The following is a 16,288-nucleotide window of genomic DNA, read 5'->3' as shown; positions in this document are numbered from 1 at the left end:
AATCTGAAGATGAACAAAAAGGAGCTCAAAATTTTTCTAGACGAGAAGGCCATACAGTATGAAAATAATGACTTTATACCTCACGACCCTATTCAAATTCCACATAGATTTGATCTAAAAGAAGATATAGAAATAGCCGCTTTTCTTACAGCTACCATAGCTTGGGGTAACAGAAAGAGTATTATCAATAACGCTACAAAGATGATGGAGATAATGGGTGAAGCTCCTCACGACTTTGTAATAAACTACACGCCAGACCAGGCTCACCTCTTTGAAGGGTTTGTACATCGCACATTTAATAGCATAGATTTTGAGACGTTTATAAGAGCACTTAAAAACATCTACACACATCACGGCGGTCTAGAGCAGGTATTTTTATCAGGAATTACAAATGGTGATTTACAACCTGCAATCACACATTTTAAAAAAGTGTTTTTTGAAGTAGATCATTTACCACGCACACAAAAACACGTAAGTGATCCTTCCAAAAATTCGGCAGCAAAGCGTATCAATATGTTTTTAAGATGGATGATACGAGATGCTCGAGCCGGTGTAGATTTCGGGATTTGGAAATCTATCTCTCCTTCCCTATTATCTTGCCCTCTTGATGTACATACGAGCAATGTTGCAAGGAAGCTTAGATTGCTTTCGCGAAAGCAAAATGATGGTAAAACCTTGGCCGAGCTAGATAAAGCCTTAAGAAAAATGGATCCCGTAGATCCAGTAAAATATGATTTTGCATTATTTGGACTTGGTGCTTTTGAAAATTTTTAATCTATCTTTATTTATTAGAAAACAGTCATCAACATCTGTTTGCAATATAACTAGCAACTATCCATACTCGTGAAAAAACCTGTACCACCTATAAATGAACAAGAAAGGCTTAAAGCGCTACGTAGCTATGAGTTACTGGATACGTTACCAGAAGAGGCTTATGATACTATTACAAAGCTAGCCTCTTATATATGTGATACTCCCATATCACTAGTGACGCTTCTTGATGCAGATAGAAATTTCTTAAAATCTAGATTAGGTATTGAGTTCTCTGAGTCACCAAGAGATATTTCTTTTTGTGGACACGCTATTCTTACAGAAAATCCCATTTTTATAGTAGAAGATGCTCGGGTAGATGAGCGTTTTCAAGACAACCCGCTCGTAAAAGATTTTAAAGCAATATTTTATGCCGGTGTCCCTCTTAAAACTCAAGATGGCTACGCATTAGGAACTTTATGTGTATATGATCACAAGCCTAGAACGCTAGATGAAAAACAGCAAGAGGCACTGCTAGGTTTAGCAAAACAAGTTATTTTATTATTTGAGGCGCGTAAAAGAAATATTGAACTCCAGAAATCACAACAAGAGACAACAGCGCGCAATAATAGACTAGAGGACTTTGCAAGACTTGTTGCTCACGATCTAAAATCACCATTATCAAGTATAGAAGGTCTTGTAAACCAACTCAACGAAGATTATGCAGAAGAAAATGATGAAGACTTTACGGTCTTTATGGAACATCTCAGTACGTCTACAAAATCTATGAGGAGCTACATAGATGGCTTACTTGAATATTATAGAGCAGATAATTTGCTCGTGACAAAAGATGATGCTACGCTTGATACTATAGTAAGTGAAGTGAAAAACCTTCACAAATCTAGTGATGTTACTATCACTCTTAATAAAAATATTGATCTCAAAGCAGTACCCGTCGTGGCTATCGAGCAAGTTATATCAAACCTCATAGATAACGGTGTTAAGTATAACACAAGTGAGCATCCAGAGATAACTTTAAATGGCACTATTACTAAAGGTTTTTATAGCATCTCTGTGGCAGATAACGGTGTGGGTATACCAGAAGATAAGCAGGCTCATATTTTTGAGCCTTTTAAAACTATGGGGACAAATGATCGCAATGGTAATAAAGGTACGGGTATGGGTCTTGCTACCGTAAAAAAACTCGTAGAAGCATTAGGCGGTACTATTACTCTAGACTCTACTGTTGGAAAGGGAAGTATTTTCACTTTTACTATTAGGCGATAAAGGGTCTTTTATCTATTTTTGAACAAACCACAACGACTTTATGCAGTTTAGACATCCAGAACTACTTTATGCCCTGTTCTTGCTGCTTATCCCTATTATTGTTCACTTATTTCAACTACGCAAGTTTAAGACTGAGACTTTTACAAATGTTGCTTTCCTCAAGAAGATTAAGACTCAAACTCGTAAAAGTAATTCGATAAAAAAATGGCTTGTTTTACTCACTCGTATGGGATTGCTGGCAGCTATTGTATTTGCTTTTGCTCAACCATTTATACCACAATCTGATATAGCAACGCAACCTAAGGAGACTATTATTTATCTTGATAACTCTTATAGTATGCAAGCAAAAGGCCCTTCTGGTCAACTTTTAAAAACCGCTGCGCAAGACCTTATTACCAACCTACAAGAAGATCAAAAGTTTACCCTGCTCACAAATAATGCAACATATAGAAACACCACAGTAAAAGATATAAGAAATGAGTTGCTACAACTCCCCTTTACTGCTACACAACTTTCTGAAGAGGCGGTCACACTAAAAGCTCAAAAGGAATTTACAAAGGACCCCTCTACAAGTAAAAGGCTCATCCTTATTTCAGATTATCAAGAAAAAGGAACGCCTTACCAACTCCCTGCTTCAAACGTTTTAAAAAACTACATACAGCTGCAACCCGTTCTAAAAAATAATGTGAGCATTGATTCTATATATGTTTCTGCAAGAAAAGCTTCGGGACTAGAGCTTACCGTGTTACTTTCTACACTAGAAAAAAGAGAGACTAATACCGCTGTATCTCTTTATAATGGAAACACCCTACTAGCAAAGGGAACGGCTTCCTTTAATGATGATCTCACAACAAGTGTTCTATTTACAATAAAAAGTGAAGATGGCTTAGAGGGTCGCGTGGTTATAGATGATCCTTTATTACAGTTTGATAACACATTATTTTTTACAATAAATAAAGATAGACCTATACGTGTGCTAGCTATTAATGGTGGTAATTCAAATTACTTACAACGTATTTTTACCGCTCCAGAGTTTGAGTACACCACAAGCACGCTCAAAGATTTAGATTACAGCAAAATTCCTGAGGTAAATTATGTCATTTTAAATGAAGTGACAGATATTCCGTCATCTCTTATTGGGGTTATAGACGCTTTCGCGAAAGCGGGAGGAATCTGCACAATAATACCTAATAGCACCACATCACCAAACGCTTACAATCTAACACTTCAAAATCTAGCTTCTCTACAGGTTACAGCAAAGCAAAACGAAAAGCAACTAGTCACAACAATCAATTATGACCACCCTATTTATAGAGACGTTTTTGATACTAGAATTGATAATTTTCAATATCCATCTGTAAGTGAATCATATGCTATAGCTGGTGGTGATCCTATTTTAAAATTTCAAGACGGATCAACTTTTTTAACTGCTCAAAACAGCATCTATGCATTCTCTGGGAGTCTTTCACAAGAAAACTCTAATTTTAAAAGTTCACCACTCATTGTGCCTACTTTTTATAATATGGCTAGACAAAGTTTGCAACTCCCAGATCTATATATGAATACGGGGATTACAAACACCTATGATATCCCACTAGTATTACAAGACGATGAAGTTATCACACTTGAGCAAAGCACTGCTCAAGAAAATAATTTTATACCATTACAGCAATCTAAAGGTAGTAGAGTACAGATCACAACAACACAGCGCCCACAAGTGGCAGGTAATTATAACGTGCAGTATGGTACAAACACTTTACAGCAAGTGAGTTATAATTATACCAGGTCAGAAAGCAACTTGCGATATGCACAGCTAGATAATGATAAAAATTACCATACCTCAATTAAAAGTCTTTTTGACAAATTTGAGAGTAGTGATAATGTACAATCTCTTTGGAAATGGTTTATTATTTTTGCCTTACTATTTCTACTATTAGAAATCCTGATTTTAAAATTCTATAAATGAAAGTACTCATAAAGAACGCCACAATCATAGATAGTGAGAGCCCCTACCACGGCACAACACAAGATATCAGGATTAAGGATGGACTCATTATAGAAATAGGTCAAAAACTAGCGAGTCTTAAAGGTGAAACTACAATTGAAAAAGAAGATTTACACATCTCGCAAGGCTGGTTTGACACTAGCGTGAGTATGGGGCAGCCTGGTTATGAGGAGCGAGAGACTATAGATAATGGTCTTAATGTAGCTGCTCGTAGTGGTTTTACAGGTGTTGCACTTAACCCAAACACATATCCTATAATAGATACCAGCTCTGACATAACATTTGTAAAAAAAATGGCAGAGGGACACGCAACATCATTATATCCTATAGGTGCGCTTACGCGAAATAGTGAGAGCATAGATCTCGCAGAATTATATGATATGCAACAATCTGGAGCTGTAGCCTTTGGCGATTACCAGACGCCTATCAAAAACCCAAATCTCCTTAAAATTGCATTACAATATACTCAGGGATTTAATGGACTTGTATTGTCATTTCCGCAAGAGCAGCAAATAGCTGGTAAAGGGATGGTAAATGAAGGTGTGATGAGTACAAGAGTAGGCCTTAAAGGTATACCTGCCATAGCCGAAAGTTTACAAATAGCAAGAGATTTACATATACTAGAATATGCAGGTGGTAAACTGCACATACCTACAGTCTCAACAAAGGAAGGAGTTGCATTAATACGAGCGGCAAAAAGTAAAAAACTTAACGTCACTTGTAGTGTGGCAATTCATAATTTATGCCTTACAGATGATCTTATAGAAGATTTTGATACACGTTATAAGGTGTTACCTCCCCTTAGAAATAAAGAACACGTAGAGGCCCTCGTAGCAGCAGTAAAAGATGGAACTATAGATACTGTTACAAGTGACCATAATCCGCTAGATGTAGAACGTAAGAATGTAGAGTTTGACAATGCTATGTATGGTGCAATAGCTCAAGAGGCTACTTTTAAAGCACTTCTTACAATAGTTTCAGAAAAAAGAGCTATAACACTACTTACAGCAGGAAGAAATCTATTTATAGGTCAAAATAACCCTGTAAAAGAACAAGTTAAGGCAGATCTTACACTGTTCTCTACAAAGGGAAGCCAGACATTTACAAAACAAGATATTCTCTCAAGTTCTCAGAACGCCATATTTCTTAATCAGAAAGTAAAAGGTGAGGTTTATGGTATTATAGCAAATAATCAAGTTGTACTTAACTAATGGATGAAAACACAGTATTTGAAGGTAAAACAGCTGCCGTTGTAAGCTACATTACCTTTGTAGGTCTTATCATAGCTTATTTTATGAATAGTGAGTCAAAAAATGAATTTGCCGCTTTTCACATAAGACAATCGCTAGGGCTTACCCTTAGCTATTTTTTAATAATGATTCCTCTTAGCTATTTAAATATACCAATGGCATCACTTGGATTTTTGGTGCTGTTCTTTGCATTATGGCTTTATGGAATCATATCTGCCTTTCAAGGAAAGAGACAACTAGTTCCTCTAGTAGGTTCTTTTTATCAGAATATACTGGGAGGAAATAACAATAACTAGCATTATACATACCTATGACACTGTCATTAGAACACATTATACAAAAGCCTAGCATCACCTCTAGTGATAAAGCACCACTACTACTCCTACTTCACGGTTATGGAAGTAATGAAGAAGACTTATTTAGCTTTGCAGAGGAGTTACCAAAAAATTATTTTATCATATCTGCCAGAGCACCTATTGCAATGCAGCCATATGGTAATGCGTGGTATCATATAAGTATAGATCCAGATGGAGTAAAATCTTCAGATAATGATGGTGCACGTCAATCTAGAGATCTTATTGCCCGATTTATAGATGAAGCAATTGAAACATATGATCTTGATAAGCATAATGTAACCCTTTTAGGTTTTAGTCAAGGAACAATACTTAGTTATGCCGTGGCACTTACCTATCCAGAAAAAATTAAAAATGTGATAGGTCTAAGTGGTTATATTAATGAGGACATCATTGGGCTTAAAAGTAATCCCTCTTATGCGCACCTCAATGTATACAACTCACACGGTACGGTAGACCAAGTAATACCTATAGATGCTGCTCGCAAAACACCTCCTTACCTTGAGAAAGTAGGCATAAACTCTACCCTAAGTGAGTTTCCTGTAGGTCACGGCGTGCACCCTACTAATTTTTATGAGTTTAAAAAGTGGCTTAAGGAGCAGGTATAATTTAGTTAGGATATACTAAGCTTTCAACACGATTGTAATCTACAGAGCCATCTTCATTTACAAAATACTCAACTAGTATTTCTCCCCATTTTTTACCATCTGAGAAGTCGGCTATTATCCATCTGTGGTTCAAAATTTGTACACGATTGATCTGAAATGGTCTTCCGTCACCTACAAAATTTATAAGATCATTACCTTTTGAAGTATTCTTTGCATATAAACCATCTACTATAGCTGGCTTTATATCTTCAAGAACAAGGTTATCATTATCAAAGTATTCCTTTGTGTTTTCATTACCTAAAAGTGTAAAATACTCTGTATTTGCAAGTCTATCTTCCAGAGCGCTATAGAGAGAGTCTTTCTTAGCTATCTTTTGCTCTAGTTTCGTTATTCTGCGACCCTGATATTCAAGACCTTTGCTACTATTTATGTATTGAAATATGATATATAATGCAGCAAATAAAAATAGGTATAAAAATATATTTCTTCTCATAATTAAGTAGTTAGGGTAAGGCCATCATAGGCTATGTAAACGTTTTCTGGGAGCTTTGCTTCTGCGTCTGCGTGAAAACCTAAATGATGACTTATATGTGTTAAATATGCTTTTTTTGGATTAATTCTAGCTATTAAAGATAGAGCCTCATCAACGTTAAGATGCGTTCTATGTGGCTCCTCACGCAAGCAATTAAGAACAAGTATATCAAGATTTTTAAGCTTAGCTATCTCCTCTTCTGCAATAGTTTTTACATCTGTGAGATAGGCAATATTATCAAACCGATACCCAAATACCTGTAAATCGCCGTGATAAACTTCTATAGGGGTCACCGCTATATTACCCAGAGAGATTGGCTCATTATTTTTAACTTCGTGAGAAGTTACACTTGGCGCGCCGGGGTATCTATTTTCTGTAGTGAAAATATATTCAAAACGTTCTTCTAGATTTTTAATCACTCTTTTATGTCCATAAATAGGCATATCACCTTGTCTAAAAACAAAAGGTCTTATATCATCTAGCCCCGCAACGTGGTCTGCGTGCTCGTGGGTAAATAATATCCCGTGCAAGGGAGCAGGATCACCTGCTGGGGTGCGCTTTCGCGAAAGCGTACTTAACATCTGTTGTCTAAAATCTGGCCCACAATCTATCACATAGTTATACTCGTCCCACTCTATAAGCACAGACACGCGCAATCTTTTATCACGTGGGTCATCACTAAGACACACGGGATGCGTGCTTCCTATAATGGGAATGCCTTGTGAGGTGCCGGTACCGAGAAAGGTGATTTTCACGTAAGTGTAACTAGATTAAGAAACTGTAGTAGCTAATAATTCTCTCACAAAAATACAGTTATTTTTTTGGCTAGTAGCCCCTTTTTGTATCTTTGGTTAACCATTAAAAGATGGAAAAAACAATACTATGGCTGTTACAATTTTAGGAGATAAAGACTTTGAAAAGGTACCTCCCCTCAAGAATAAAGTTCTTAGAGTAAATCTTAACAATAATATATATGGAACTTTTGCAGAGATAGGTGCTGGGCAAGAGACCGTACGTCACTTTTTTAGAGCAGGTGGAGCAAGTGGTACGATTGCAAAAGCAATGAGTGCTTATGACAAAGACTTTTCTGATGCTATATATGGTGTAGAAGATGATGGTCGTTACGTGACCGAAAAGCGTCTAAAAAAGATGCTTTCTCACGAGATGAAGCTTATAGAAGACCGTATATCTCGTTACAAGCAGCCAGATAAAATCTTCTTTACGTATGCAAATACGGTTGCTACCATAGATTTTGCAAAGAAGTATAAAGGACACGGATGGGTAGGTATACGTTTTCAAATCTCTCCGGAAGGTGAGTTTAATGAAATTATTTTACACGTTCGTTTTCACGAAAATGATGCTCGTTTACAACAGTTAACTCTAGGTACACTGGGTGTAAACCTTATATATGGTGCTTTTTATAAGCACGATAATCCTAAAAATTTATTACGCTATCTATACGATCACATAGATCAAGATCAGATAGAGATAGACACGATAAACTTCTCTGGACCTCAGTTTGAACACGTGGATAACCGTCTTATGAGTTTACAACTTGTAAAGAATGGTATGACAGAGGCCGTAATGTTTGATGCAAAAGGTAACAACATTTTACCAGCAGCTTTACTTTACAAGAAAAACGTACTAGCCCTACGTGGTAGCTTTAGACCAGTTACTAAGGTTAATATGGATATGTTTGAAAAAGCATATAAAATGTTTGTAGAAGCAAACCGTGTTAATGAGAAGAAAACAGAAGCCATTTTTGAAATCACCTTATCAAACCTTCGTGCTGAGGGAGATATAGATGAAGAAGATTTTATGGCAAGAGCAAGACTGCTAGGCTCACTAGGGCAAACAGTGATGATCTCAAACTTTAAAGAGTACTATCGTGTAGTTGAGTATTTCTCAAACTATACAAAAGAGCGTATGGGTCTAGTAATGGGCGTAAACAATCTCATAGATATATTTGACACAAGCTACTATCGTCACTTGAGTGGAGGTATACTAGAGGCTTTTGGAAAATTATTCTTTAAAGATCTAAAGGTATTCTTATACCCTATGAAAGATCCAAAAACTGGAGAGTACACTACAAGCGATAATCTTAAGGTACACCCACGTATGAAAGAGCTTTACAAGTTCTTTAAGCTTAATGGTAAAGTACTAGATATAGAAAATTATGATCCAGCAATCACAGATATATTCTCTAGAGAAGTATTACGTATGATCTCTGATGGTGAAAAAGGATGGGAAGAAATGCTACCGGAAGGCGTTTCTGAACTTATAAAGTCTCGCAACCTATTCGGTTATCAACCATCTGCATTACTTGAAGCAGATAAATAAAATCAACATTATTGCAATAGAAAAAGCCTTAAGTATTTTACTTAAGGCTTTTTTTGATTTTAATTCATTTGTTAAGCATCTAGCAATTGAGCGGCGTGATCTTTGGTTTTTACTTTTTTGATAACATCTGTAACTACACCTTCCTCATCTACCTTAAAGGTCATACGGTGTATGCCGTCATATTCTTTACCCATAAACTTTTTAAGTCCCCATACACCAAAGGCGTTTATCACTGTCTTGTCTTCATCTGCAAGAAGCTGGAAAGGAAAATCATACTTAGTCGCAAAATTTTTCTGGCGCTTCTCAGAGTCTGCGCTTACCCCTAGTAGGTGGTAGCCCTGGTCTTGTAGTTCCTTATAATTATCTCTAAGATTACAAGCCTCTGCGGTACATCCAGGTGTACTAGCCTTAGGATAAAAAAATACAATAAGCTTCTTCCCTTTAAAATCAGAAAGGCTTACGCTATTTCCATCTTGATCTGTTGTAGTAAAATCTGGGACCTTATCCCCTACTTCTAATGTATTCATCTTCAATTTAAAATTTATTGTGGATGCGATATCTCATTTCACATCTCACAATGGTTAATTACCTTTACATAACAATTGGATCATCTCATAAAGACCATCACTTTTATAAAGTTACGAGTTATCTCTATTAACAAAAAGAAATACACTTTTAAGGTGCTATAAATTCTCAATAAAGCAATGACTAAGCAAGAAAAGGTTGACTTCACTATAGATACACTACAAGAGCTTTATCCTCAAATCCCTATTCCTCTAGATCATAAAGATCCCTACACGCTTCTTATAGCCGTACTTATGAGTGCACAGAGCACAGATGTGCGAGTAAACCAGATTACACCACTACTATTTGAGGTGGCAGATAATCCTTATGATATGGTAAAGCTTACCGTAGAAGAAATAAGAGAGATTATAAAGCCCGTAGGACTGTCTCCTATGAAGGCAAAAGGAATACACGGGCTATCACAAATCCTTATTGATAAATATAATGGCGTTGTACCTGCTAGTATAGAGAAGCTTACAGAGTTTCCCGCTGTGGGCCATAAAACTGCGAGTGTTGTTGTTGCTCAAGCCTTTGGTATACCAGCTTTTCCTGTAGATACGCATATACATAGACTTATGTACCGCTGGGGCTTTACAAATGGTAAAAATGTGGTGCAAACAGAAAAGGATGCAAAGCGCCTCTTTCCAGAACATCTCTGGAATGATCTTCACCTCCAAATCATCTGGTACGGCCGTGATTACTCACCTGCTAGAGGATGGGACTTAGAAAAGGATATCATTACTAAAACCATAGGCCGTAAGACAGTACTTGCAGACTATGAAAAAATGATGGCCAAAAGAAGGAAGAAGAAATAAGTTTTACGCTTTCGCGAAAGCGTACTCAAAACCCATAAAAAAACCCCGATGACTAGTCGGGGTTTTCTCAAAGTTTAGTTGATGAGTGCTTCAAACTTCATCGATTTATAATGTATAACACTTAAAGCCTTAGAGTAGTTCAAGAGATAATCTACAGTCTCTTGTTTTGGTTCATATGGGGTCGTCTTTTTATTACCTGACGAAGGTTTAGAGTAAAGTTTTGCCATTCGGATTTTCTTTGGTTCTTATCAAGAACGCAAAAAAGTATGGCTTATTATGTTAATTTGTTAAAACTATGTTATTTGTATCAATCACTTTTCTCAAATTGATCAATGCGTAGCGCATTCTTCCCAGTGCAGTATTAATACTCACTCCCGTGCGCTCTGAGATTTCTTTAAAACTCATCTCTTGGTAAATACGCATTTTAAGAACTTCCTTTTGATCTTCTGGTAGCTCTTCAATGATACGCTTTACATCTCTGTTTACTTGATCACGTACCATTTGCTTCTCAGCATTAAGACTATTATCACTCAATACAGAAAATATTGAAAACTCACCCGTGTTATCAAATTTAGGCATACGGTTATTACGTCTAAAGTGGTCTATCACAAGATTGTGAGCAATACGCATTACCCAAGGTAAAAATTTACCCTCTTCATTATACTTACCTTTTTTGAGCGTTTTAATAACTTTAATAAAAGTATCTTGAAAAATATCTTCAGAGATATCACGATCATACACCTTTGAGTATATAAAACTATATATACGTTGTTTATGCCTTGCGATAAGCATAGCTAATGATTTTTCGTCTCCTTTGATGTAATTGCTAACGAGCGTAGCATCTGTAATTAAAACACTTTTCATAAGTACCACTTTGTAGATTAAAATTGCTAGAACCTCATTCTAGCCCAAAATTTTATAAAGTAGTATTATGCTATACGCAGTTTGTTTTTGTGTTTATGACCGTAAATATATAATAATTATGTTAACCTTTCCTAAAAAATGGGGTAATTACACAATATTTTAATTAAAACATCTTAAAACCCGTCTTTACTCGGTTTTAATAGCACTACACTTTCGGTATCTTTGTTAGATATCTAAAGAATTGCGATGCTTATAGACGTTGAGGATGTAAATCCTAAGAAGAATATTATCATTAAGGGTGCCAAACTCCACAATCTCAAAAATATTAATGCTGTTATCCCTAGAAACAAACTTGTGGTCATCACAGGGCTCTCTGGATCTGGTAAATCATCTTTAGCCTTTGACACACTCTATGCCGAAGGACAGCGTCGCTATGTAGAAAGTTTATCATCATATGCCAGACAGTTTTTAGGCAGGTTAGATAAACCTAAGGTAGACTATATAAAAGGTATTGCTCCTGCTATTGCTATTGAGCAAAAGGTAAACAGCACAAATCCTAGATCTACCGTAGGTACCTCTACAGAGATTTATGATTATCTTAAATTGCTCTTTGCCCGTATAGGCAAGACCTACTCGCCTGTGTCTGGTAATGAGGTAAAAAAGGATACCGTTACAGATGTGGTAAAGTATATTTTGGCTTTCGCCAAAAGAGAAAAACTCCTGCTCCTCGCTCCTATTCACTTAGAAAAAGGAAGAAAAATTGAATCAAAACTTCAAGCCCTTTTACAACAAGGGTATGCTCGTATACAAGTAAAAGGAGAAGTAAAACGCCTAGATGAAGTAGCCGAAATAGATTCTAAGCTTAAAGCGAAAGACATCCTACTTGTAGTAGACCGTATCATCACAAATCCAGAAGATGAAGATTTTGTAAATCGTCTCTCAGACGCGATACAAACGGCGTTTTTTGAAGGTAAAGGAACGCTCTTTATAGAAAAAATGGAAGACGGCTCACGACGCCAGTTCTCAAATAAGTTTGAGCTAGATGGGATGTCATTCTTAGAGCCTAATGTACATCTATTTTCTTTTAATAATCCTTATGGTGCGTGCCCTACTTGTGAGGGCTATGGTGATGTAATAGGTATAGATGAAGATCTTGTAGTGCCTAACACGGCACTCTCTGTATATGAGAATGCTATTTTTCCTTGGAGAGGTGATAGTATGAGTCATTACAGAGACCAACTAGTTAATCGTGCATATAAGTTTGACTTCCCTATACATAAACCTTGGTTTGAACTCACGCCAGAACAGCAGCAGCTTGTTTGGGAAGGTAATACACACTTTTACGGACTCAATAAGTTTTTTAAATTCTTAGAGTCTAAAGCTTATAAAATACAAAACCGGGTGATGCTCTCTCGCTACCGCGGTAAGACCAAGTGTAATACCTGTAAAGGTAAACGCCTGCGCCCAGAGGCAACCTACGTGAAGATAGGAGGAAAAAACATAGTAGACCTTGTAGAGTTACCTCTTAATGAAGTGGAAGACTTTTTTAATGGATTAACGCTTAATGAATATGATACTACTGTTGCAAAGCGATTACTTACAGAAATAAAAAGTAGGTTACAGTTTTTACAAAAAGTTGGACTCAACTATCTCACACTTAATAGAAAATCTAACACACTCTCTGGTGGTGAGTCACAACGTATTAACCTCGCTACATCATTAGGAAGTAGCCTTGTAGGCTCTATGTATATTCTTGATGAACCTAGCATAGGTTTACACCCTAGAGATACAGAAAAACTCATAGAGGTCCTTAAATCTCTAAGAGATTTAGGCAACACAGTCATCGTAGTAGAACACGATGAGGATATTATGAAACAAGCAGACTTCATAATAGATATAGGCCCAGAAGCAGGAACCTTTGGGGGTGATGTAGTTGCAGTAGGTGACTATGATGATATCCTTAAAAGTGAGTCACTCACGGCAGGTTATCTAAATGGAACATTAGAAATAGAGGTGCCTAAAAAGCGTAAAACTTCAAAGTACTATGCAGAAATTTTAGGTGCTCGAGAAAATAATCTTAAAAATGTAGATGTTCGTTTTCCTCTAGGAGTTTTTACGGCTGTTACAGGTGTTTCTGGAAGTGGTAAGTCTACACTTGTGCGAAAGATCCTCTATCCTGCTATGCTTAAAGCTATAGGAGGTTATGGTGAGAAAGCAGGACAGTTTACAAAACTTACAGGTAATTATGACAACATAAAGACTATAGAGTATGTAGATCAAAACCCAATAGGCAGATCTTCTAGATCAAATCCGGTAACTTATATCAAAGCTTACGATGATATTAGAAAACTATTTGAAAGTCAGAAGCTTAGTAAAATAAGAAATTATAAAGCAAAGCACTTTTCTTTTAACGTAGACGGTGGTCGCTGTGAGACTTGCAAAGGTGAAGGCGAGGTAACTATAGAGATGCAATTTATGGCAGATGTGCATCTTGTATGTGAGACGTGTAAGGGCAAAAGATTTAAAAAAGAAGTGCTTGAGGTAACCTTTAATGGTAAAAATATAGACGATATCCTCACGATGACTATTGACGATGCTGTGTCATTTTTCACAGAACACAATGAGGCAAAAATAACACGTAAATTAAAGCCACTTCAAGATGTAGGACTAGGATATGTAACTTTAGGACAAAGCTCTTCTACCCTATCTGGTGGTGAGGCACAACGTATAAAGCTTGCAAGCTTTCTCGTAAAAGGAACTACAAAAGATAAGACACTATTCATTTTTGATGAGCCTACTACGGGACTTCACTTTCACGATATAAAAAAGCTCCTAGCTTCTTTTGAGGCTCTTATTGAAAAAGGTCACTCTATCATTGTTGTAGAGCATAATATGGACCTTGTAAAATGTGCAGACTATGTTATCGATATGGGACCAGAAGGTGGTAAAAATGGAGGAAAACTCGTAGCCGCCGGAACACCAGAAGAAGTTGCAAAAAATAAGAAATCATTTACCGGTACATACTTAAAGGAAAAACTTTAAGCATCTGCCTTGAACCTCACGATCTGAGATCAAATAAAAATAAAACAAGTTATGATTCGTCATCAACTACTTATGCTAGTGATAGTATCTATGAAATAGATGATCTAGATAGTGATTATGACTCAACAAAACCTCGAGAAATGTAGCATCACGCTTTCGCGAAAGCGTAACAAAAACCATCAACACGTTTAATTATGAAAAACCTATTACTACTATTACTTCTGCTTTCAATTACGTTTGTGAGGTCACAATCTGATACAGAGATTTTTCTATTTGATATCGATGCCAAGCAAGAAAAACCTGTGCTTAACAACAAAAAAAACATTAGTCAAAATAAAGGCTATGACAGCCAGCCACAATTTCTGGCAAATAATGTGATTATTTATGCTGGTACTCGTGAAGGGCAAACAGAAATCATACAGTATATGAGAGGCACTTCAAAACAGTTTAACACAAGCACTCAAGGAGGAGAATACTCTCCGCAGTTTATGATGGGTAAACGAGGAATCTCTGCAGTGCGTCTAGATCCAGATGGCTTACAGCGTTTATATCACTACCTACCTAGAAAAACAGAAACTCCTACCCTAGTTAAAGATGCGGTAGTGGCTTACTATACTTGGTTTGACAAGAATACCATTGTAGGAGCAGATATTGTTAAAGATAATTTACATCTAGTAATTCATCACTTAGATAGTAAAAAAACAGAAGATCTGAAGATAGCAGTAGGTAGATCTTTTCATAAAATTCCTGAGACTCCTCTGGTAAGTTTTATAGACAAAACTTCACAACCCTGGATGGTAAAATCTATTGACCCAGCTACAAAAAAGATAAAAAATATAATACCGCTAGATGAGGGTGTAGAAGATATAAACTGGCTACCAGATGGCCGATTACTTGCAGCAAAGGGCAATACCATTTTTGTAAAAGAAAAAAACGCGTGGAAGGTCTTCCATAGTTTTACAGATACAGCGCTACAAGACATCACACGCTTTGCTATTGCGCCTAGTGGTAACCAGATTGCTATTGTATCTTCAATCTCACAACAAAAATCTGAGTAATCCTATATATCATAAAGATGAAAAATAATATCGCAATGAAGACAAAAATGAATCGGCAGCTTATTTTGAGTATGGGATTCGTACTCACAACTGTTATTGCCACTGCTCAAGGCTTTACTTATAATGAGGAGACTGACGGTGACCTCTCAGATCAATTTGATGCTCCTAGTGGTCCTTTTATTCTCGAGGTAGGAGATAATAGCGTTACAGCAGATCAACAAGGTAATCCTCGTGATATAGATTATATCACGATAACATTGCCTCCAGATTTACAGCTAGATCAACTTATTCTTGACGGTTATACCGCAGAGGGTACAAATAATGAGGCATTTCTTGGTTTGCAAGAAGGTGATGCGTTTACAACAGATGCAATGAGTACAACTGCAAGTGATTTACTAGGAGGTATGACGTATGGTAGCGGTAATCTAGATACAGATTTACTACCACAAATTGGGCAACTGGGCACAGGCTTTACCCCACCACTACCTACCGGAACTTATACCTTCTGGCTTAATCAAACAGGCCCTAACTCTCAGGCTACGCTTAGATTTGTAGTTTCAGGAACTCTAGATATAGAAGAAGTTACCTCACAAAATGATATAGTAATCTACCCTAACCCAGTACGCGAGACGCTACATATAAGCGCTCCTGGCACAGCCGTTCAGAAACTCGAAATCTACAATATCACAGGACAATTAATAGTTTCGCAGGCTACTCTATCACCTGTAACATTTAGTGCCACACCGTCCGGAATCTATTTTGTAAAAGTCTTTACAAGCTTTGGTATAATTACTCAAAAAATCAACAAACTATAATATTA

15 protein-coding genes are annotated in these 16,288 nt (G+C 36.7%); 11 read left to right on the top strand and 4 right to left on the bottom strand.

Annotation, left to right across the window (positions count from 1 at the left end; translation table 11 throughout):
* Window positions 1–9: 9 nt before the first annotated feature.
* The 6 genes from ABVM49_RS11635 (at window position 10) to ABVM49_RS11610 (ending at window position 6,253) form a co-directional block, all read left to right on the top strand.
* Window positions 10–774: a TIGR02757 family protein gene (locus ABVM49_RS11635; RefSeq protein WP_405202059.1), complete on the top strand. Its 765-nt coding sequence runs from the start codon at window positions 10–12 to the stop codon at window positions 772–774.
* Between the two features lie 69 nt (window positions 775–843).
* A complete protein-coding gene (locus ABVM49_RS11630; protein WP_405202058.1) occupies window positions 844–2,037 on the top strand; it encodes an ATP-binding protein in 1,194 nt (397 codons plus the stop codon).
* Window positions 2,038–2,077: 40 nt separating this feature from the next.
* Complete coding sequence (locus tag ABVM49_RS11625; protein ID WP_405202056.1) at window positions 2,078–4,003, top strand: BatA domain-containing protein; 1,926 nt, start codon at window positions 2,078–2,080, stop codon at window positions 4,001–4,003.
* Window positions 4,000–5,253, top strand: coding sequence for a dihydroorotase (locus ABVM49_RS11620; RefSeq protein ID WP_405202055.1), 1,254 nt, complete (start codon window positions 4,000–4,002; stop codon window positions 5,251–5,253). The genes ABVM49_RS11625 and ABVM49_RS11620 overlap by 4 nt, the downstream gene beginning before the upstream one ends.
* Complete coding sequence (locus ABVM49_RS11615) at window positions 5,253–5,588, top strand: DUF4870 domain-containing protein (protein WP_405202054.1); 336 nt, start codon at window positions 5,253–5,255, stop codon at window positions 5,586–5,588. The genes ABVM49_RS11620 and ABVM49_RS11615 overlap by 1 nt, the downstream gene beginning before the upstream one ends.
* Before the next feature lie 14 nt (window positions 5,589–5,602).
* Window positions 5,603–6,253, top strand: coding sequence for an alpha/beta hydrolase (locus ABVM49_RS11610; RefSeq protein WP_405202053.1), 651 nt, complete (start codon window positions 5,603–5,605; stop codon window positions 6,251–6,253).
* Window position 6,254: 1 nt separating this feature from the next.
* Here the strand turns inward: ABVM49_RS11610 and ABVM49_RS11605 are convergent, their stop codons facing one another.
* A complete protein-coding gene (locus ABVM49_RS11605) occupies window positions 6,255–6,746 on the bottom strand; it encodes a hydrolase (protein WP_405202052.1) in 492 nt (163 codons plus the stop codon).
* Between the two features lie 2 nt (window positions 6,747–6,748).
* The gene (locus tag ABVM49_RS11600; protein WP_405202051.1) at window positions 6,749–7,540 is read right to left on the bottom strand and encodes an MBL fold metallo-hydrolase; all 792 of its coding nucleotides are present in this window, start codon (window positions 7,538–7,540) and stop codon (window positions 6,749–6,751) included.
* Between the two features lie 127 nt (window positions 7,541–7,667).
* Here ABVM49_RS11600 and ABVM49_RS11595 point away from each other — a divergent pair, with 127 nt between their 5' ends.
* Window positions 7,668–9,125: a TonB-dependent receptor gene (locus ABVM49_RS11595; RefSeq protein ID WP_405202050.1), complete on the top strand. Its 1,458-nt coding sequence runs from the start codon at window positions 7,668–7,670 to the stop codon at window positions 9,123–9,125.
* Window positions 9,126–9,196: 71 nt separating this feature from the next.
* Here ABVM49_RS11595 and bcp read toward each other — a convergent pair whose 3' ends face one another.
* Window positions 9,197–9,652, bottom strand: a complete 456-nt coding sequence (gene bcp, locus ABVM49_RS11590) for a thioredoxin-dependent thiol peroxidase (protein ID WP_405202049.1) — start codon at window positions 9,650–9,652, stop codon at window positions 9,197–9,199.
* Between the two features lie 177 nt (window positions 9,653–9,829).
* Here bcp and nth point away from each other — a divergent pair, with 177 nt between their 5' ends.
* Window positions 9,830–10,504 (top strand): endonuclease III domain-containing protein, encoded by a 675-nt coding sequence (gene nth, locus ABVM49_RS11585; protein ID WP_405202048.1) that lies wholly within the window; start codon window positions 9,830–9,832, stop codon window positions 10,502–10,504.
* Between the two features lie 279 nt (window positions 10,505–10,783).
* Here nth and ABVM49_RS11580 read toward each other — a convergent pair whose 3' ends face one another.
* On the bottom strand, window positions 10,784–11,368 hold the full coding sequence (locus ABVM49_RS11580) for an RNA polymerase sigma factor (protein WP_038600795.1): 585 nt from the start codon (window positions 11,366–11,368) through the stop codon (window positions 10,784–10,786).
* Between the two features lie 246 nt (window positions 11,369–11,614).
* On the opposite strand from ABVM49_RS11580, the gene uvrA reads away from it, so the two are divergent.
* The 3 genes from uvrA (at window position 11,615) to ABVM49_RS11565 (ending at window position 16,283) form a co-directional block, all read left to right on the top strand.
* On the top strand, window positions 11,615–14,410 hold the full coding sequence (uvrA, locus tag ABVM49_RS11575; protein WP_405202047.1) for an excinuclease ABC subunit UvrA: 2,796 nt from the start codon (window positions 11,615–11,617) through the stop codon (window positions 14,408–14,410).
* Window positions 14,411–14,604: 194 nt separating this feature from the next.
* Window positions 14,605–15,468, top strand: coding sequence for a hypothetical protein (locus ABVM49_RS11570; RefSeq protein ID WP_405202045.1), 864 nt, complete (start codon window positions 14,605–14,607; stop codon window positions 15,466–15,468).
* 17 nt (window positions 15,469–15,485) lie between these two features.
* The gene (locus ABVM49_RS11565; RefSeq protein WP_405202044.1) at window positions 15,486–16,283 is read left to right on the top strand and encodes a T9SS type A sorting domain-containing protein; all 798 of its coding nucleotides are present in this window, start codon (window positions 15,486–15,488) and stop codon (window positions 16,281–16,283) included.
* Window positions 16,284–16,288: the final 5 nt, after the last annotated feature.

The organism is Dokdonia sp. LLG6352-1, assembly GCF_045055815.1.
Lineage (GTDB): Bacteria > Bacteroidota > Bacteroidia > Flavobacteriales > Flavobacteriaceae > Dokdonia > Dokdonia donghaensis.
Note: the sequence above shows the minus strand (reverse complement) of the source record. Positions and strands in the feature narration are given on the sequence as shown.